The sequence below is a fragment of the Streptomyces hydrogenans genome, from assembly GCF_014656075.1.
Lineage (GTDB): Bacteria > Actinomycetota > Actinomycetes > Streptomycetales > Streptomycetaceae > Streptomyces > Streptomyces hydrogenans.
The window spans coordinates 13,254-30,608 of sequence record NZ_BNBS01000097.1; the positions used below are offsets into that span (position 1 = coordinate 13,254).

The 17,355-nt window shown below is 72.2% G+C and carries 17 protein-coding genes; 7 read left to right on the top strand and 10 right to left on the bottom strand.

What is annotated here, in order from left to right:
* Nucleotides 1–350: 350 nt before the first annotated feature.
* The 7 genes from IE321_RS30565 to IE321_RS30595 all read right to left on the bottom strand — a co-directional run bounded on the left by IE321_RS30565 (nt 351) and on the right by IE321_RS30595 (nt 5,932).
* The gene (locus tag IE321_RS30565) at nt 351–1,742 is read right to left on the bottom strand and encodes an 8-oxoguanine deaminase (RefSeq protein WP_043231588.1); all 1,392 of its coding nucleotides are present in this window, start codon (nt 1,740–1,742) and stop codon (nt 351–353) included.
* Between the two features lie 48 nt (nt 1,743–1,790).
* Entirely contained in the window at nt 1,791–3,209 is a 1,419-nt protein-coding gene (locus tag IE321_RS30570) for a nucleobase:cation symporter-2 family protein (protein ID WP_190225267.1), read from the bottom strand.
* Between the two features lie 93 nt (nt 3,210–3,302).
* On the bottom strand, nt 3,303–4,226 hold the full coding sequence (gene pucL, locus IE321_RS30575; RefSeq protein ID WP_043231584.1) for a factor-independent urate hydroxylase: 924 nt from the start codon (nt 4,224–4,226) through the stop codon (nt 3,303–3,305).
* A gap of 5 nt (nt 4,227–4,231) precedes the next feature.
* Nucleotides 4,232–4,639, bottom strand: a complete 408-nt coding sequence (gene uraH, locus IE321_RS30580; protein WP_190225268.1) for a hydroxyisourate hydrolase — start codon at nt 4,637–4,639, stop codon at nt 4,232–4,234.
* The gene (gene uraD / locus IE321_RS30585) at nt 4,636–5,151 is read right to left on the bottom strand and encodes a 2-oxo-4-hydroxy-4-carboxy-5-ureidoimidazoline decarboxylase (protein WP_190225269.1); all 516 of its coding nucleotides are present in this window, start codon (nt 5,149–5,151) and stop codon (nt 4,636–4,638) included. The genes uraH and uraD overlap by 4 nt, the downstream gene beginning before the upstream one ends.
* 155 nt (nt 5,152–5,306) lie before the next feature.
* Complete coding sequence (locus tag IE321_RS30590; protein WP_107063403.1) at nt 5,307–5,627, bottom strand: helix-turn-helix domain-containing protein; 321 nt, start codon at nt 5,625–5,627, stop codon at nt 5,307–5,309.
* Nucleotides 5,628–5,671: 44 nt separating this feature from the next.
* Entirely contained in the window at nt 5,672–5,932 is a 261-nt protein-coding gene (locus IE321_RS30595) for a YkoF family thiamine-binding protein (protein WP_043231600.1), read from the bottom strand.
* A 141-nt stretch (nt 5,933–6,073) separates the two neighbouring features.
* On the opposite strand from IE321_RS30595, the gene IE321_RS30600 reads away from it, so the two are divergent.
* The 4 genes from IE321_RS30600 (at nt 6,074) to IE321_RS30615 (ending at nt 10,649) form a co-directional block, all read left to right on the top strand.
* A complete protein-coding gene (locus IE321_RS30600) occupies nt 6,074–6,907 on the top strand; it encodes a TIM barrel protein (RefSeq protein ID WP_190225270.1) in 834 nt (277 codons plus the stop codon).
* A 44-nt stretch (nt 6,908–6,951) separates the two neighbouring features.
* On the top strand, nt 6,952–7,845 hold the full coding sequence (locus tag IE321_RS30605) for a 2-hydroxy-3-oxopropionate reductase (RefSeq protein ID WP_043231574.1): 894 nt from the start codon (nt 6,952–6,954) through the stop codon (nt 7,843–7,845).
* Nucleotides 7,846–8,031: 186 nt separating this feature from the next.
* Entirely contained in the window at nt 8,032–9,498 is a 1,467-nt protein-coding gene (locus tag IE321_RS30610; RefSeq protein WP_190225271.1) for a catalase, read from the top strand.
* Nucleotides 9,499–9,983: 485 nt separating this feature from the next.
* Entirely contained in the window at nt 9,984–10,649 is a 666-nt protein-coding gene (locus IE321_RS30615; protein WP_190225272.1) for an HNH endonuclease, read from the top strand.
* Here IE321_RS30615 and IE321_RS30620 read toward each other — a convergent pair.
* Nucleotides 10,585–11,823 carry an MFS transporter gene (locus IE321_RS30620; RefSeq protein WP_190225273.1) on the bottom strand — a complete coding sequence of 413 codons (1,239 nt, stop codon included), beginning with the start codon at nt 11,821–11,823 and terminating at the stop codon, nt 10,585–10,587. The two genes, IE321_RS30615 and IE321_RS30620, sit on opposite strands and share 65 nt — an antisense overlap.
* Nucleotides 11,824–12,067: 244 nt before the next feature.
* Here IE321_RS30620 and IE321_RS30625 point away from each other — a divergent pair, with 244 nt between their 5' ends.
* The gene (locus tag IE321_RS30625; protein WP_190225274.1) at nt 12,068–13,072 is read left to right on the top strand and encodes an ArsR/SmtB family transcription factor; all 1,005 of its coding nucleotides are present in this window, start codon (nt 12,068–12,070) and stop codon (nt 13,070–13,072) included.
* Here the strand turns inward: IE321_RS30625 and IE321_RS30630 are convergent.
* Together IE321_RS30630 and gcl are read right to left on the bottom strand one after the other, a co-directional pair.
* Nucleotides 13,069–13,467 carry a hypothetical protein gene (locus IE321_RS30630; RefSeq protein WP_063766133.1) on the bottom strand — a complete coding sequence of 133 codons (399 nt, stop codon included), beginning with the start codon at nt 13,465–13,467 and terminating at the stop codon, nt 13,069–13,071. The two genes, IE321_RS30625 and IE321_RS30630, sit on opposite strands and share 4 nt — an antisense overlap.
* 120 nt (nt 13,468–13,587) lie before the next feature.
* Nucleotides 13,588–15,375, bottom strand: coding sequence for a glyoxylate carboligase (gene gcl / locus IE321_RS30635; protein ID WP_190225275.1), 1,788 nt, complete (start codon nt 15,373–15,375; stop codon nt 13,588–13,590).
* A 244-nt stretch (nt 15,376–15,619) separates the two neighbouring features.
* On the opposite strand from gcl, the gene IE321_RS43245 reads away from it, so the two are divergent.
* Together IE321_RS43245 and IE321_RS30645 are read left to right on the top strand one after the other, a co-directional pair.
* Nucleotides 15,620–16,852: a hypothetical protein gene (locus IE321_RS43245; protein WP_372470203.1), complete on the top strand. Its 1,233-nt coding sequence runs from the start codon at nt 15,620–15,622 to the stop codon at nt 16,850–16,852.
* Between the two features lie 90 nt (nt 16,853–16,942).
* Nucleotides 16,943–17,355 (top strand): TIGR04222 domain-containing membrane protein (locus IE321_RS30645; RefSeq protein WP_190225276.1); only part of this gene is annotated, 413 nt, incomplete at its 3' end.

Consider the following 17,355-nt stretch of genomic DNA (forward strand, 5'->3'; position numbering starts at 1 on the left):
CCTTCCGGGGTGGTGCCTGCGTCTTGTGCATTGCGAACCTGGGGCTCGTCGGCCACGGCGGTTCCTCCGGTCGGGTACACGTCGGCGGTGACGCGGGTATCAGGGAGGTGGTGCGATGCGGTGCGAAGTGCAGGAGGTGCGGCTCACGACGGGGTGGTGCGGTGCGCCGGAGGAAGGGGTGCGGCGCGGGGGCGGGGTGTCCGATGGGGGTGCGGGCACGCCTCACCGTCCCGGGAGGCGTCGTACGACTTCTGCGTACGGCGCCTCCCGGTCGGGCTGCCGCGGACCCCGCTCGGGTCCGCGGCGACCGGTCGAGGGCCGTCCCCCTCGACCGGACTCCGTGGGGAGGGTCAGCCCTGGGCCGCGATGCGGGCCAGGCGCTGCGCCTCCGCGCGCGCGTCACGCGCGATCTGCTCCTCGTCGGCGAAGAGCAGTCGGTTGTTCTCGACGATCTGCTTGCCGTTGACGAAGGAGGCGGTGACCGGGGCCGCCGCGCCGAAGACGATGGCGGTGACCGGGTCGGCGATGGACGAGTGGCCGAGGCCGTCGATCTTCCAGAGGACGAAGTCGGCGAGCTTGCCGGCCTCCAGGGAGCCGATGTTGTCGGCGCGGCCGAGGACCTGCGCGCCGCCGTAGGTGCCGAGGCGCAGGGCCTGGCGGGCGTTGAGCGCGGACTCGCGGTGGGCGCCCAGGCGGTTGATGAGCAGGGCGTTGCGCAGCTCGGTGTGGAGCTCGCCGGACTCGTTGGAGGCGGTGCCGTCGACGCCGAGGCCGACCGGGACGCCCGCCTTCAGCATGTCGGGGACGCGGGCGATGCCGGCGGCGAGGCGGGCGTTCGACGACGGGCAGTGCGCGACACCGGTCTTGGTGCGGGCGAAGGCGGCGATGTCGGAGTCGTTCATGTGGACGCAGTGCGCCATCCACACGTCCTCGCCGAGGAAGCCGGTCGACTCGAAGTAGTCGGTCGGGCCCATGCCGAAGAGCTCGTGGCAGAACTTCTCCTCCTCCACGGTCTCCGAGCCGTGGGTGTGCATGCGCACGCCGAGGCGGCGGCCGAGGGCGGCGCCCTCGCGGAGCAGCTCGGTGGAGATGGAGAAGGGCGAACAGGGCGCGACGGCGACCTGCGTCATCGAGTCGAAGGAGGCGTCGTGGTGCTTCTTCACCGTCTCCTCGGTCGCGGCGAGCGCGCCCTCGGTGGTCTCGACGGCGAAGTCCGGCGGCAGGCCGCCGTCCTTCTCGCTGCGGTCCATGGAGCCGCGGGCCAGCGTGAAGCGCACGCCCATGTCGGAGGCGGCGCCGATGATGGCGCCGGAGAGGTCGCCGGAGCCCTTCGGGAAGACGTAGTGGTGGTCCATGGCGGTGGTGACGCCGCCGCGGGCCATCATGGCGAGCGAGCCCTGGGCGGCGACGCGGACCATGGCCTCGTCGATCCGCGCCCACGTCGGGTAGAGCGCGACCAGCCAGTTGAAGAGGTTGTGGTCGGTGGCCAGGCCCCGGGTGATCCACTGGTAGAAGTGGTGGTGGGTGTTGACCAGACCCGGGGTGATCAGGTGACCGGTGGCGTCGATCCGCCGGACCACGTTCTCCAGGTTCTCGGGGGCCTTGCCGGCGCCGAGGGACTCGATCTTGTTGTCGGCGACGACGAGGTGGCCGGAGGCGTACTCGGTGTCGTGCGCGTCGACGGTCGCGATCGCCGCGTTCTCGATGACGATGCGCTGGGGGGCTGCCGAAGGTGCTGCCATGGCGGTGCTTCCTTCATTCCTCATGGGTGGGTTGGGCACGGCAGGACCCTAGGAGGATTTGAGTGCCGGGGCCGTCTGACGGCTCCGGGTGCCGAGATGGTGGAAGAAGAGGTTCAGCAGGACGGCGACGAGCGCGCCCGCGCTGATGCCGGAACCGAGCACGGTCTGCGCCCAGGCGGGGAATCCGGCGTAGAAGGTGGGCGCGGCGAGCGGGATGATGCCCGCGCCGAGCGCGACGGCCACCAGGATGATGTTGGAGCTGTCGTCGAGTCCGGCCTCGGAGAGGGTCCGGATGCCGCTGACCGCGATGGAGCCGAAGAGGACGATGCCGGCGCCGCCGAGGACGGGCATCGGGACCATGGAGACGACCGCGCCGAGGACCGGGAAGGCGCCGAGCACCAGGAGGGCGCCGCCGGCGACGGCGACCACGTAGCGGGAGCGGACCCGGGTGAGCGAGACGACGCCGACGTTCTGCGCGAAGGCGGAGGTCGGGAAGCCGCCGAAGACGGGGCCGAGCAGGGTGGCGATGCCGTCGGTGCGCAGGCCCCGGGTGATGGTCTTCCCGTCGCTGGGGCGCTCGCAGATCTCGCCGAGGGCGAGCATGCCGGCGCTGGACTCGGTCATGAGGACCAGCATCACGATGCACAGGGAGAGGATCGCGGCGGGCTGGAACTCGGGGGCGCCGAAGGCGAAGGGGGCGGGGAGCGCGGCGACGGGCGCCTCGCGCAGGGCGGTGAAGTCGGCCATCCCGAAGGGGATCGCGGCGAGGGTGCCGATGAGCAGGCCGAGGAGCAGCGCGATCTGCTTGACGAAGCCGCGGCCGAAGCGCTGGAAGAGCAGGACGACGACCAGGGTGAAGCCGGCGAGCGCGAGGTACTTCATGGCGCCGAAGTCGGCCGCGGTCTTGTCGCCGCCCTGGGCCCAGCTGACGGGCACGGGCATCAGGGTGACGCCGATCAGGGTGATGACGACGCCGGTGACGAGCGGCGGGAAGAAGCGCAGGAGCCGGCCGAAGAAGGGGCCGACGGCGAGGCAGAAGACGCCGGCGACCATGACCGCGCCGTAGATGGCGGGGAGTTGGTGGCCGGGGGCGCTCGTCTCGGCGATGGCCAGCATGGGGGCGATGCCCGCGGAGGAGGCGGCGTTGACGAACGGGAGCCGGTTGCCGGCGAAGTTCCGGACGCCGAGCGTCTGGAGGATCGTGGCGCAGCCGGCGATCAGGAGGCTGGCCGCGATGAGCCGGGTCATCCCGGCCGCGTCCAGGCCGACGGCCTGGCCGATGATGAGCGGAGGGGTGACGACGCCGGCGTACATGGCGGCGATGTGCTGGAGCGCCGCGGGGACGAGCCGCGAGGCGGGGAGTTTCTCGTCCACCGGATGGCAGGCGGCCTGGGACGGGGCCTCGGTGGACGACGGGGTGGAACACGGGCCTTCGGCGGTCGCCGGCCCCTTTGCGGGCAGTGCCATGCTGGGTTCCCTCCGGTCTGGTGCCGGGTCCCCGCCCGACTGCGGGCGGGCGGGGACCGGGTCACTCAGTGCCGCTCAGAGATTTCGTGCCGCTCAGAGATTGGTCATGTCGACCGGGATCAGCGCCTCGGCGCCGTCACGCAGGACCGTGGCCTCGATGAGGCCGTACATGCGGTCCGCGGCGTAGTAGACCTCGTTGTCGTTCTTCAGCCCGAAGGGCTCGAGGTCGACCAGGAAGTGGTGCTTGTTCGGGAGCGAGAACCGCACCTCGTCGATCTCCGTGCGGTGGTTGATGATCCGCGTGGCCATCTGGTACAGCGTCTGCTGGAGGGAGTACGAGTAGGTCTCCGCGAAGGCCTCCAGCATGTGGCGCCGGGTCTGCTCGTAGGACCGCTCCCAGTTGGGCATGCGCTGGTCGTCGTCGGTCCAGTTGAAGCGCCAGCGGCCGGACACCTGGGTGGCCAGGATGCGGTCGTACGCCTCCTGGAGGGTGGTGTACTGGTCCTTGATGTAGCCCCAGAACTCCGAGTTGGTGGAGTTCATGACGACGAGGTCCTTGAGGCCGGAGATGACCTCCCACTTCGCGCCGTCGTAGGTGATCTGGGTGACCCGGGTCTCCTGGCCCTTGCGGGCGAAGGAGTGGTTGACCTCGTCGGAGCCGATGAACTTGGAGTTGGCGTCCGAGGAGGCGATGCGCTCCCAGGAGTACTCCTCGATCCGGATGCGGGCCCGCTTGATCGGCTCCTGGCTCGTCACGAAGTGGCGGGCCAGGTGGATGCCGAACTGCTCGGCGGACTCGATGCCGTACTCCTTGGCGAACGCGAAGACGGTGTTCTTCGTCGTGTCGGTGGGGAGGCAGTGGGCGTTGGAGCCGGTGAGGTGGACGTCGCTGAGGTCGCCGGAGAGGGCGACGGAGACGTTCAGGTCCTTGATGTGGTGGGTGGCGCCGTCCCGCGTGATCTTGACGACGCGGTTCTCTGCTTTGCCGTACTGGTTCTGGCCGAGAATCGTGGGCATGTCTGCTAGCTCCCTCGGTAAACGGAGTAGCCGAACGGGTTGAGCAGCAGCGGTACGTGGTAGTGCTGGCCCGGGACGACGGCGAACGTGATCGCCACCTCCGGGAAGAAAGCACCGGGCGTACCGCTGTCCCGATTCGCGGGGGCGTCCTGCTGCGCCTCGGCTTGCTGGTTCTGCTTGCTCAGGAAGTACGCCTCGGTCTCGAAGTCGAGACGTACGTGGGTGGTGCCGACCGGCAGGGCCGGCAGGTCCTTGCACCGTCCGTCGGCGTCGGTGGCGGAGCCGCCGAGCGTGACCCAGGCGGCGTCGGAGCCGGCGCGGGCGGCGAGGCTGATCGCCACGCCCTCCGCGGGGCGTCCGATGCTGGTGTCCAGGATGTGGGTGGACACCGAGGCCGTGGTGTCGGTGCTCATGCGGCGCTCTCTTCCTCTGCGAGTCGGGTGAGCCGGATGCGGTTGATCTTGCCCAGTTCGGTGCGGACGATCTCGCGCTCCCGCTCGGGCGTGTTGCCGATGCGGTCCCGGACCGCGTCGCGCATCTGCTCGCCGGTCCTGCCGGTGGCGCAGATGAGGAACACGTGGCCGAACTTCTCCTGGTAGGCCAGGTTCAGTTCGAGCATCTCGGCCTTGAGTTCGGCGGAGGAGCCGGCCATCCCGCTCTGCTCGCGGGTGGAGGTGGCGTCCCCTTCCTTCGGGCGACCGATCGGCGGGTGGCCCGCCATCGCCTCGGCCAGGTCCTCGGGGGTCAGCTCGGCCATGGCGGCGTCACTGGCGAGGAAGAGGGCTTCGGCGGTGGTGTACGGGCGCTGGGCGAGGATCTTGCTCCCCCACGCCGAACTGGTGCACACCTCGTGGAGCGCGGCGAGAGCCTCGCTGTCCGCCGAGGTGTTGAACCGGGCGAGGCCCGGTGTCGTACCTGAAGTCACGGGAAGCCTCCGTGGCTGTTTTTCGCTGTGCGTCGGACGGGCTGCGGATAGCTAACGCCCTCGGCAACACGACGTCAACACTTTGTTGAAAACTCGGTGACACAAAAGCCGTCGTCCCGACATGCGGACGACGGCTTGTGGCCATTCTTGATCAACTAGGCGTTCTTGGAGGCGTTTTCCCTGTTCAGGTAGTTGTAGACGGTGAAGCGGCTGACCCCGAGAGCGCCGGCCACCGTCTCCACCCCGTGCCGCACAGAGAAGGCGCCCCGCGCCTCCAGGAGCCGTACGACCTCCTGCTTGGCCTTGCGGTCGAGCGCGGCCAGCGGCATCCCGTGCCGCCGCTCCATGGCCGCGAGGATGTGGTCCAGGGAGTCGGACAGCTGGGGCAGCCGCACGGCGAGGACGTCCTCGCCGTCCCAGGACAGCACGACGTCGTCGACCGCCGCCTGCGCCGGCTCCAGCACTTCCGCGCCCATCGCGTCGACCAGCGGCTTCACCGCCGCCGCCAAGGGGTGCTCGGTCACTTCGCGTCCTCCCCGCCCTCACCGATCACATTGACCTGGAGCGAGACCCGGGTGGCACCGGCGGCGAGCGCCTTGCGCAGCAGCTCGTCGACGGCGGTGAGGACGGCGTCGGCGCCGCCTTCCGCGGTGTTGCCGAAGGGGCCGACATCGACGGCGTCCAGTTCGGCCGACTGGATGACCTCACGGGCCACGACCGCGTGCGCCGGCGCCTCGTCGAGGTCGAACGGCTCGGTCGTGAACTCCACTCTCAAACGCACCATGCCCCCACGCTACGGCCCCGGACCGGGCCCTGGGGAGCCCCGGAGTCGCGAGGGGCCCTTGACAAGCGACGCCACGGACTTGCAACATTCCGTCAGACAGAAAATGACTTCCGCAATACGGAAGGAGCGCCACCCCTCATGGGATACACGGACCAGCGCTTCGATGTGAACCTGTCGATCCTCTTCACGGAACTCCCGCTCCTGGAGCGCCCCGCGGCCGCCGCCGCGGCCGGCTTCACCGCGGTCGAGCTGTGGTGGCCCTGGATCGACACCGCCACCCCCGAGCAGAGCGAGCTCGACGCCCTCAAGAAGGCTCTTGAGGACGCCGGCACCCAGCTGGTGGGTCTGAACTTCTACGCCGGACAGCTCCCCGGCCCGGACCGCGGCGCGGTCTCGGTCCCGGGCGAGGAGTCCGACCGCTTCAAGGCCAACATCGACGTCGCCGCGGACTTCGCCGCCTCGGTCGACTGCAAGGCGCTCAACGCGCTCTACGGCAACCGCGTCGAGGGCGTCGACCCGGAGGTCCAGGACGCCCTCGCCCTGGAGAACCTGGTCCTGGCCGCCCGCGCCGCCGACCGCGTCGGCGCGATCCTCCTGATCGAGACCCTGAACAAGCCGGAGTCGCCGCTCTACCCGCTGGTGAGCGCCCCCTCCGCGATCGAGGTCGTCGACAAGGTGAACGAGGCCACCGGGCTCGGCAACGCCAAGTTCCTCCTCGACATCTACCACCTGGCCATGAACGGCGAGGACGTCAGCGCCGTCATCGCCGAGTACGCGGCGAAGACCGGCCACGTCCAGATCGCGGACATGCCGGGCCGCGGCGCCCCGGGCACCGGCGAGCTCCCCCTGGAGCAGCTGCTCGACGAGCTGAGGAAGGCCGGTTACGACGGCTGGGTGGGCCTGGAGTACAAGGCCGCCGACGCCGCCGCGTCCTTCGAATGGCTCGCCGCAGAGGCCCGCCCGGCCCGCTGACGCAGGCCCCCTCCCCGTACGACCTTGTTTTGAGAGGCACCCTCATGAGCAGCAACCTTCCCAAGATCGCGTGGATCGGCCTCGGCATCATGGGCTCCCCCATGTCCGAGAACCTGATCAAGGCCGGCTACTCGGTCACCGGCTTCACCCTGGAGCAGGACAAGCTGGAGCGCCTGACCGCCGCCGGCGGCACCGCGGCCGGCTCGATCGCCGAGGCCGTCAAGGACGCCGACGTGGTCATCACGATGGTGCCCGCCTCCCCGCAGGTCGAGGCCATCTCCTACGGCCCCGAGGGCATCCTGGAGAACGCCAGGCAGGGCGCGCTGATCATCGACATGTCGTCGATCACCCCGCAGACCTCGGTCGACCTGGCCAAGAACGCCAAGGAGAAGGGCATCCGCGTCATCGACGCGCCCGTCTCCGGCGGCGAGGCCGGCGCCATCGAGGCCGTGCTCTCGATCATGGTCGGCGGCGAGCAGGCCGACTTCGACGAGGCCCTCCCGATCCTGGAGGCCCTCGGCAAGGTCATCGTCCTCTGCGGCCCGCACGGCTCCGGCCAGACGGTCAAGGCGGCCAACCAGCTCATCGTCGCCGTGAACATCCAGGCGTGCGCCGAGGCCGTGGTCTTCCTGGAGAAGTCCGGCGTGAACCTCCAGGCCGCCCTCGACGTCCTCAACGGCGGTCTGGCCGGCTCGACCGTGCTGACCCGCAAGAAGGACAACTTCCTGAACCGGGACTTCAAGCCCGGCTTCCGGATCGACCTGCACCACAAGGACATGGGCATCGTGACCGACGCCGCCCGCAACGTCGGCGCGGCCCTCCCGGTCGGCGCCGTGGTCGCCCAGCTCGTCGCCTCGCTGCGCGCGCAGGGTGACGGCGGCCTGGACCACTCGGCCCTGCTCCGCGCCGTCGAGCGTCTCTCCGGCGCGCAGGTCTGACCTGCCGCCCCGCCTCGGCGGGGCCCCAGATTTCCGGTCGGTGGCGGTGCTGACACCTGTCCTGTCGCGCCCAGGCGCCGCCGCCGACCGGAACACCACACTTCAATTTCAACAAACTGTTGACGCCGTGTTTCGAGCGAACTTACGCTCCACCGCAGTCAGCAGCATCCGTACGGAAAGGCCACCATGTCGAAGCGCGTGCTTACGACCGAGTCCGGCGCCCCCGTCGCCGACAACCAGAACTCCGCCACCGCCGGCGTCGGTGGCCCCCTCCTCCTCCAGGACCAGCACCTGCTGGAGAAGCTCGCGCGCTTCAACCGTGAGCGCATCCCGGAGCGCGTGGTGCACGCCCGCGGCTCCGGCGCGTACGGCTACTTCGAGGTGACCGACGACGTCACCGGCTTCACCAAGGCCGACTTCCTCTCCGAGGTGGGCAAGAAGACCGAGCTGTTCATCCGCTTCTCCACCGTGGCCGACTCGCTCGGCGGCGCGGACGCGGTCCGCGACCCGCGCGGCTTCGCGGTGAAGTTCTACACCGAAGAGGGCAACTACGACCTCGTCGGCAACAACACCCCGGTGTTCTTCATCAAGGACCCGATCAAGTTCCCCGACTTCATCCACTCCCAGAAGCGCGACCCCTTCACGGGCAAGCAGGAGGCGGACAACGTCTGGGACTTCTGGGCCCACGCCCCCGAGGCCACCCACCAGATCACCTGGCTCATGGGCGACCGCGGCATCCCGGCCTCGTACCGTCACATGAACGGCTACGGCTCGCACACCTACCAGTGGACCAACGAGGCGGGCGAGGCCTTCTTCGTCAAGTACCACTTCAAGACGAACCAGGGCATCCGCTCCCTCTCCGCCGACCAGGCCGCCGAGCTCGTCGGCAAGGACGCCAACTCGCACCAGACGGACCTGCTCCAGGCCATCGAGCGCGGCGTGAGCCCGTCCTGGACCCTCTACGTGCAGGTCATGCCGGCCGCCGAGGCCGCGGAGTACCGCTTCAACCCGTTCGACCTCACCAAGGTGTGGCCGCACGCGGACTACCCGCTCCAGCGCGTGGGCCGCATGGTCCTCGACCGGAACCCGGACAACGTCTTCGCCGAGGTCGAGCAGGCCGCGTTCTCCCCGAACAACTTCGTCCCGGGCATCGGTCCCTCGCCGGACAAGATGCTCCAGGGCCGCCTCTTCGCCTACGCGGACGCCCACCGCTACCGCCTCGGCGTCAACCACACCCAGCTCCCGGTGAACGCCCCCAAGGCTGTGCTCGGGGGGGCTGCCGAGAACTACGGCCGCGACGGCGCCATGGCCACCCGCAACGGCTCGCGGTACGACAAGAACTACGAGCCCAACTCGTACCAGGGCCCGGCCCAGACCGAGACGCCGCTCTCGGCGCCGCTCGCGATCCACGGCTGGACCGGCACCCACGCGGCCCCGCAGCACACCAAGGACGACGACTTCTTCCAGGCCGGCGAGCTCTACCGCCTGATGTCGGAGGAGGAGAAGTCCCGCCTGATCGCCAACATCGCCGGCGGTCTCTCCCAGGTGTCCCGCGAGGACGTCATCGAGAAGAACCTCGCCCACTTCGCCGCGGCCGACGCCGAGTACGGCAAGCGGGTCGAGGAGGCCGTCCGCGCCCTGCGCGAGGACTAGTCCTCTCGGATTCCCAGACCGCGTACGGCATCTGACGGGAGGTCAATGTCGTACGCCGTCCGGAACACCGGCCCGGATGAGGGGTGGTCGGTGTTCATGGACAGCGTGAGACCGCGGTGGCTGCGAGCCAGTGCGGTGGCCAGGACGCCAGGCCCCCCTTCCAGACCTGAAGGAAGGGACCGGCCGAAACGTCCGCCGTGGCCACCGCGGTCCCCACGCCCTCCCCGCACACGGGAGGCACCACAGACTCCGCCCGGCGGCGCGAACGTCCTGTCGCGCCAGCCTCGTGCCGCCGGGCGGTCACCAGACGAGAGCGCGGAACCAGGTTTACGGTCCCTGGTTCCGCGCTCTTTTCCATGCCCCGGCACCGCTCCCCGGCGCCCCCGGCAGCGCATCGTTTCTGCGGTGAAGATCCGCACCCGCTCGGCGGAGCGCACCGCGATTCGGCCCCCGTGCGCCCCGGCCGCGGCGCTATCCAGCCCTACGTGATCAAGAACCTGATGCGCGGGCTCGTCCCGCTCGCCCTCGTCCTGTCCCCGCTCGCCGCCCCCGTCCCCGCCGCCTCTGCCGGCGTCCAGCTCTTCCCCGACGCCCTCGCCGAACTCACCGAGGCCACCGAGGACCCGGACGGCTACCAGGAGTCGGCCTTCCCCCACTGGGACCAGGGCCTCGACACCGCCGACGGCTGCGACACCCGCGCCGAGGTGCTGCTCGCGGAGGCCGTCGAGGCACCCGCCACCGGCGCCGACTGCGCGCTCACCGGCGGCCGGTGGACCTCGTACTACGACGGCCAGGCCGTCACCGACCCCGCCCTGCTCCGCGTCGACCACCTCGTGCCCCTGGCGGAGGCGTGGGCCTCCGGGGCCTCCGGCTGGACGGCGGCCCGGCGGGCGAAGTACGCCAACGACCAGGGGGCGGCCGCCACCCTGACCGCCGTCACCGCCCGCAGCCTGCGGGCGAAGGCGGGCCAGGACCCGGCCGCCTGGGTGCCCGACGGCAACGCCGCCTACTGCCGCTACGTCGGCGAGTGGGTGGGCACCAAGCTGCGCTGGGGGCTGTCCGTGGACAAGGACGAGATGGAGGCGCTCAAGCTGTTCGCCGACGGGCCGTGCGAGGAGACCGTGGTGCTGCGCTCGACAGCCCCGCGGTGAGCGCGGCGGTGACGGCGAGCGAGGCCACCGCGAGGAGGGCCATCGCCGTCGCCGGCGAGGTGAGCTGGGCGAGTCCGCCCGCCAGGGCCGCGGCGAGGCCCTGGCAGGCGAGCATCCCGGAGCCGTGCAGGCCCAGCGCGTGCCCGCTCGACTCCTCGGGGACGCGCGCCAGCAGCCGCTCCTGGTACAGCAGGCTCGCGCCGTAGCCGACCGCGGAGACCGCCACGGCCGCCGCGGCCGCCACCGGCGGCAGCCCCGTACCCAGCGCGAAGAGGAGGTACGGGGCCGCCAGCAGGAACTGGAGGGGTGCGGCGAGCCGCGCCCGCAGCCGCTCCGGCACGAACCGCCCGACGACGGTGTCCCCCACCAGCATGCCGACGGCGGCGCAGGCGAAGAGCAGGCCGGCGCGGTCGGGGGCGTACGCGACGAAGAGCGCCTCGCAGCCGACGATCAGCCCGTTCGGCACCCACAGCGCGAGGTACAGCAGCCGGCGGGGGCGGTCGGCGAGCAGCCGGGCGTTGGTCCGCCAGGTCTCGGCCGGGGAGGGCCGGCCGGCGGCGCGGGGCGGGCGGGCGGTGAGCCCGAAGCGGTAGAGGAGCGCGGCGAGCAGGTAGAGGGCGGCGCCGGCGAGGAGGGTGCCGCGCGGGGAGAGCACGGTCAGGAGCACCCCGCCGGCGGCGAAGCCGGCGATCTGGCAGAGGCCGACCGCCATGTTCATCACCGCGCGCCCGAGGAGGTACCGCTCGCGGGGGACGATCTCGCCGAGCAGGCCGAGGCGCACTCCCCCGCCGAGCGAACCGACGACCCCGAGCACGGCGAGGAGCCCGAAGGCGGCGCCGAGCGGCATCCCCGATACGGCCTGCACGGCCGTCCCGGCCGCGAAGACGACCGCGACGACGGCCAGCGCGGTACGGGGCGGCAGCCGGTCGGCGGCGGACAGCAGCGTGGTGGCGCCGAGCAGCTGCGCCAGCGAGGGCCCGAACATCGCGAGCGCGCTGAGCAGCGGCGACCCGGTGGCCCGGAAGACCAGGGTGGCGAGCCCGAGCCCGGCGACCGTCTGCGCGGCGACCTGCGCGGAACCGGCGAGGAAGAGCGGGGTGAACTCGGGCGTGCGGAGCAGGTCACGGTAGCGGGGCGCGGCGGAGGCCCCGGACAGGGGCGGGGAGAGCGGCATGCCGGGATTCTGGGGAGCCCGGGCACCCGCCGGTACTGTTTCGCGGGAGGGCGAAAGGTGGTGGCGGGCGGGGGACACGGGAGCAGGGTCGCGCGCGGCACGGGCGCGGGGTGCGGGCGCGGGGTGTGGGGTGCGGGCGCGGGGTGTGGGTGGTTGAGGATTCCGCGCCGCGCGGGCGCGGGCCCGGGGAGAGGGATCGGCGGCGCGTGCGCGCGGGTCGCGAGGGATCGGGAGGGCGGGGCGGATGGGCTGGTGGCGGATCGGGGCGGACACGCTGGCGGGCGGCAGGTTCGTCGTCTCGCCGCTCGCCGAGACCGTCGCGGCGCTGAAGGCGCTGCGCGCGGGGCGGGCCGGGCATCCGGGCGAGCGGGCGTGGCTGGCGGAGCACCTGGCGGCCTACCGGGAGCGGATCGCCGCGGAGCCGCTGGACGGGCTGCTGCTGAGGGCGGCGATCAGCGCCACCTGGAACGCGGACTTCCTGACGCCCACCCCGCCGGGCGACCGCGAGCGGTGCTTCGAGGAGGAGGTGGCCGTGGTCCGCGCCACCGAACCGGCCCGCGCGCTCGCCGACCTGGAGGTCACCCTCGCCGGTCCCGTGCCGGAGCCGCTGGCCTCGGCGCGCGATCTGCCGGGGCGGCTCGCGGAACTCCTGGAGTGGGTGTGGCGGGACACGGTGCTGCCGGAGTGGCCCCGGCGGAGGCGGGTGATGGAGGCCGACGTGACGGCCAGGACCGCACGGCTGGCGCGGGACGGCTGGGCGGCGGCGCTGGACGAGCTGTGCCCGGGGAAGACGCGCTGGCTGGGGGACGGCCGGCTCCAGGTCAACGCCCGTGACTATCCGCCGCGTTCGGTCGACGGCGGGCGGCTGCTGCTGGTGCCGGTGACGCCGGCGACGGGCTGGGTGTCGTGGGACGTCGAGCGGGAGGGGGACGAGCGGTACGCGATCGTCTACCCCTGCGCGGGAGTTCTGGCCGACGGGGCGGGACCTGCGGTGCCCCGGGCGCTGGCCGCGCTCCTGGGACCGGCCCGGGCCGGCGTGCTGCTGCGTCTCGAATCACCGCTGTCCACCAGCCAGTTGGTGGCGCTGACCGGGCAGGGACTGGGCTCGGTGGGGCGCCACCTGAAGGTGCTGCACGACGCCGGCCTGGTGCGCCGCGGACGGGCCGGGCGGTCGGTGCTGTACACGTGGACGGAGGCGGGGGCGGTGCTCGTACGGGCGGGGCGCGCCGTCCCGGAGGAAGCCGTCTAGAGACCGGCCCAGGCGCGGAGGCGGGCGCCGAGGACGACGTCGTGCGGGAGCGACGCGAGGCCGGTCGGGTCGGCGCGCACGCCCCGGGAGGCGAGGCGCTCGGCGAGGACGGTCCAGTGGGCGGTGGCGGCCTGCTCGTGGGTCTCGTCGCCGTACGGCTCGTCGGGGCCCACGACCGTGCGGGCGTCCTCCGCGAGGGATTCGGCCGTGAGGTGCGCGCGGATGTCGCCGCCGCCCAGGGCGCTCTCGGCCCAGCCGCGGTCGTCGAGGAGCACCAGGGCGCGCCCGTCGGAGAGTTCGGCCTCCAGCCTGGCGCTCACGTCCAGCTGCTCGGGGGTGGTGCGGGCCTCGTTCAGCTCGACGTGGGTGACCAGGCGGATCACGGTGGCGGTCATGGGGCTCTCCTCGTCGCGGGCGGGCCACCACGCTAACGCGACGCACCCGCCCGCACCCGTCACGTGGACGACGGGTGCGGGCGGGTGCGGGTGCGGGCGGGCCCGGAAGGGCCCGGGCGGTCAGACCGCGAGCGGCTTGATCGCGGTCGGCGCGTGGCCGGGCTCGGTGGCCAGGTCCTCGAACTCGGTGACGTCGCTCATGTCGACGGTCTTGCTCATCGCGATGTTGGTGATCCGCTCCAGGATCGCCTCGACGACGACCGGGACCTGGTGCTCGACGGCCAGCTTCTTGGCCTGCTCCAGCGCCTCGCCCAGCTTCTCCGGGTCGGTGACGCGGATCGCCTTGACGCCGAGGCCCTCGGCGACCTTGACGTGGTCGACGCCGTAGACGCCGATCTCGGGGGTGTTGATGTTCTCGAACTCGAGGTTGACCTCGAAGTTGATGCCGAGGCCGCCCTGCGCCTGCCGGATGAGGCCGAGGTAGGCGTTGTTCACGAGGACGTGGACGTAGGGGACCTTGTGCTGGGCGGCGACCGCCAGCTCCTCGATCATGAACTGGAAGTCGTAGTCGCCGGAGAGCGCGACGACCGGGGTCTCCGGGTCGGCGGTGGCGGCGCCGATGGCGGCCGGGATGGTCCAGCCGAGCGGGCCGGCCTGGCCGCAGTTGATCCAGTGGCGCGGCTTGTAGACGTGCAGGAACTGCGCGGCGGCGATCTGCGAGAGGCCGATGGTGGTGACGTACCGGGTCTCCGGACCGAAGGCCCGGTTCATCTCCTCGTAGACGCGCTGCGGCTTGATCGGCACGTTGTCGAAGTGCGTGCGGCGCTGGAGGGTGGCCTTGCGCTCCTGCGCGGAGGCGGCCCAGGCGGAGAAGTCGGGCAGCTTGCCGGCGGCCTTCCACTCCTTCGCGATCTCGACGAAGAGCTCCAGGGCGGCCTTGGCGTCGGAGGCGATGCCGTAGTCGGGGGCGAAGATCTTGCCGAGCTGGGTGGGCTCGATGTCGACGTGGACGAACTTCCGGCCGGCCGTGTAGGCGTCGAGGTTGTAGCCGGTGTGGCGGTTGGCCCAGCGGTTGCCGATGCCGATGACGACGTCGGACTCCAGGAAGGTCGCGTTGCCGTAGCGGTGCGCGGTCTGGACGCCGACCATGCCGGCGGCGAGCTCGTGGTCGTCCGGGATGGTGCCCCAGCCCATCAGGGTGGAGATGACCGGGATGTTCGTCAGCTCGGCGAACTCGACGAGGAGGTCGGTGGCGTCGGCGTTGATGATGCCGCCGCCGGCGACGATCAGCGGGCGCTCGGACTCCAGGAGGAAGCTCAGCGCCTTCTCGGCCTGGGCGCGGGTCGCGGCCGGCTTGTAGACCGGCAGCGGCTCGTAGGTCTCGGGGTCGAACTCGATCTCGGTGAGCTGGACGTCGATCGGCAGGTCGATGAGGACCGGGCCGGGACGGCCGGAGCGCATCAGGTGGAAGGCCTGCTGGAAGACGCCGGGGACCTGCGCGGCCTCCAGGACGGTGGTGGCCGCCTTGGTGACGGGCTTGGCGATCGTGGCGATGTCGACGGCCTGGAAGTCCTCCTTGTGGAGCTTCGAGACCGGGGCCTGGCCGGTGATGCACAGGATCGGGATGGAGTCGGCGATCGCCGAGTACAGGCCGGTGATCATGTCGGTGCCGGCGGGGCCGGAGGTGCCGATGCAGACACCGATGTTGCCGGCCTTGGCGCGGGTGTAGCCCTCGGCCATGTGGGAGGCGCCCTCGACGTGGCGGGCCAGCGTGTGGCTGACGCCGCCGACGTTCTTGAGCTCGCGGTAGAAGGGGTTGATCGCCGCGCCGGGCACGCCGAACGCGTTGGTGACGCCTTCGCGCTTGAGGATCTCAACGGCCGCTGCGGCGGCGGTCATACGAGGCATGGGAGTGCTCCTGCTTCGGCCGGTCGGTCGCAGGAACCGGGCGGGCCGCCCGATCCTGTTTCCGTAATGCGGAAGAACTGTTCTGCTATACGGAAGCAATGTAGGTCGGGGTCGGGAAGCCGTCAAGGGACCGCCCGCCAGGCGGGCACCCGCGGACCCCTACGGACCCCTCCCGATGGCCGAAGTCGCACCCCCACGCGGCCGGATTGGTGGACGATGGGCGCACGGGAAGAGGGGGTTCGGTGTGGGTGAGTCGGTATCGGTGCACTGCCCGGAGTGCCGCCGGAGTCATGCGTACGCGGCGCCCGTCTTCCCCTGCGCCTGCGGCAGCCCCGTCGCCGCCCCGCTGATCCCGGACGCCCCCGCCGAACCGATCCGGCACCGCACCTGGCTGGACGGCTGGGTCACCGTGCGCTGCGCCGCCTGCGGCCGCGAGGACGAGTGGCCCCAGCCGGAGCTGGGCTGCGCCTGCGGGACCGTGCTGCGGATCCCGGTCGCCCCGGCCGGAGACCCGGTGGGGGCGACGGCCGCAGTCCCCGAGCCGGCCGCCGCGCCCGAGGAGGGGTACGGCTCCGAGCGGCACGCCCTCGGCGCGTACGCACCGGACGACTCCGCCGGCCCCGGGCTCCTCGACACCCCGCCCGCCCCCTTCACCGTCCCGGCCCCCGAGGCCCCGGAGAACAGACAGGGCGAGGCCGAGGGCGCCGACGGGGGCGGCGACCCGTCGGGGCACGGCGGCGCACCCGTCCCGCCGGTCGACGCGGGCGCCGGTGACCTGTCGGGCCACGGCAGCGCCTTTGACCTGCCGGTCGACGCGGGCGCCGGTGACCTGTCGGGGCACGGCAGCGCCCTTGACCTGCCGGTCGACGAGGTCGCCCGTGACCTCCCGGCGCGCGGCGGCACCCCCGACCTGCCGGGAGGCGAGGGCGCCGGTGAGCCGACGGGAGACGTGCGCGCGGGTGGCCGGTCCGCCTCGTCCGTCCCGCCCCTCCCGCCCGTCTCCGACTGGTTCGGGGCGCCGCCCCGGTCCTTCGCCGAGCGCTACCCCGCGCACATCCCGCTGCCGCCGACCGCGCCCCGGCCCGCGCCCGCGCGCGGCGCGTTCCGGCCGGTGACCATCCGGACGGCGCGGGACGCGGTCGCCGCGGCGGCGACATACCTGAACTGGCTCGGCTTCCGGGAGATCGTCCAGCCGGAGGACCGGCACTCCTCCGGGGTGGACCTGCGCGGGCCCGGGCTCGTCGCCCAGGTCGACCCCAGCACCCGGCCCGCCGGACTGAGGGCCGTGGAGTGCCTGTGGCTGAACGGCCTCAGCGCGTCGGCCGTGGGCATCTTCTTCTCGCTCGCCGGATACACCCCCGAAGCCCGGTCCCGGGCCGCCGAGATAGGGCTGCCGCTCTTCGTCCTCGACCTCACCGGCACCCCGCAGCCCGTGAACGACGCGGCCGACGAACTCACCTCGGGCGGCGCCATCTGACCCGTACCGGGCCGTTCGTGCGAACGGATCCGGCCATCCACGCGTGATGATCACGCTCCCCCGGGCAGAAACACGGTGGGGGTGGACGGCATGGGGACGGGGACGTGGTGGTTCACGGCGGCGGCCTGCGCCGCCTGGGCCGAACTGCTGGTGGCGGCGGCACTGCTGCGCGCGCGCCGCGGCGACGCCGGTCCGGGCTCCGCGGGGGCGGTGCCCGGACCGCTGGCGCTGGCCCTGCTGCGGGGCGGACGGCGGGCCGCGGTGACGGTCGCGCTCGTCGCGCTGCACCAGCACGGGGCGGTCGCGGCGGGACGCAAACACACGGTTCGGGCCAACGGCGGGCCGGGCAGGACCCGGGACCCCGTGCAGCTCGGCGTCCACCGCTCGCTGCGCAACGCCCTGGCGCTGCGGGCGCTCGCCCTGCGCCCCGAGGCCCGCCGGGCGGTCGACGGCCTGCGCGCCGAGCTGGGGCGGACGGGACTGCTGCGCCCGCCGGGGCGCCG

What these genes read in the sequence shown, in the direction of transcription:
- IE321_RS30565 (WP_043231588.1), bottom strand. Translation starts at nt 1,742, where the DNA reads ATGGCAGCACCTTCGGCAGCCCCCCAGCGCATCGTCATCGAGAACGCG.
- IE321_RS30570 (WP_190225267.1), bottom strand. Translation starts at nt 3,209, where the DNA reads ATGGCACTGCCCGCAAAGGGGCCGGCGACCGCCGAAGGCCCGTGTTCC.
- pucL (WP_043231584.1), bottom strand. Translation starts at nt 4,226, where the DNA reads ATGCCCACGATTCTCGGCCAGAACCAGTACGGCAAAGCAGAGAACCGC.
- uraH (WP_190225268.1), bottom strand. Translation starts at nt 4,639, where the DNA reads ATGAGCACCGACACCACGGCCTCGGTGTCCACCCACATCCTGGACACC.
- IE321_RS30590 (WP_107063403.1), bottom strand. Translation starts at nt 5,627, where the DNA reads ATGGGCGCGGAAGTGCTGGAGCCGGCGCAGGCGGCGGTCGACGACGTC.
- IE321_RS30600 (WP_190225270.1), top strand. Translation starts at nt 6,074, where the DNA reads ATGGGATACACGGACCAGCGCTTCGATGTGAACCTGTCGATCCTCTTC.
- IE321_RS30605 (WP_043231574.1), top strand. Translation starts at nt 6,952, where the DNA reads ATGAGCAGCAACCTTCCCAAGATCGCGTGGATCGGCCTCGGCATCATG.
- IE321_RS30610 (WP_190225271.1), top strand. Translation starts at nt 8,032, where the DNA reads ATGTCGAAGCGCGTGCTTACGACCGAGTCCGGCGCCCCCGTCGCCGAC.
- IE321_RS30620 (WP_190225273.1), bottom strand. Translation starts at nt 11,823, where the DNA reads ATGCCGCTCTCCCCGCCCCTGTCCGGGGCCTCCGCCGCGCCCCGCTAC.
- IE321_RS30625 (WP_190225274.1), top strand. Translation starts at nt 12,068, where the DNA reads ATGGGCTGGTGGCGGATCGGGGCGGACACGCTGGCGGGCGGCAGGTTC.
- IE321_RS30630 (WP_063766133.1), bottom strand. Translation starts at nt 13,467, where the DNA reads ATGACCGCCACCGTGATCCGCCTGGTCACCCACGTCGAGCTGAACGAG.
- gcl (WP_190225275.1), bottom strand. Translation starts at nt 15,375, where the DNA reads ATGCCTCGTATGACCGCCGCCGCAGCGGCCGTTGAGATCCTCAAGCGC.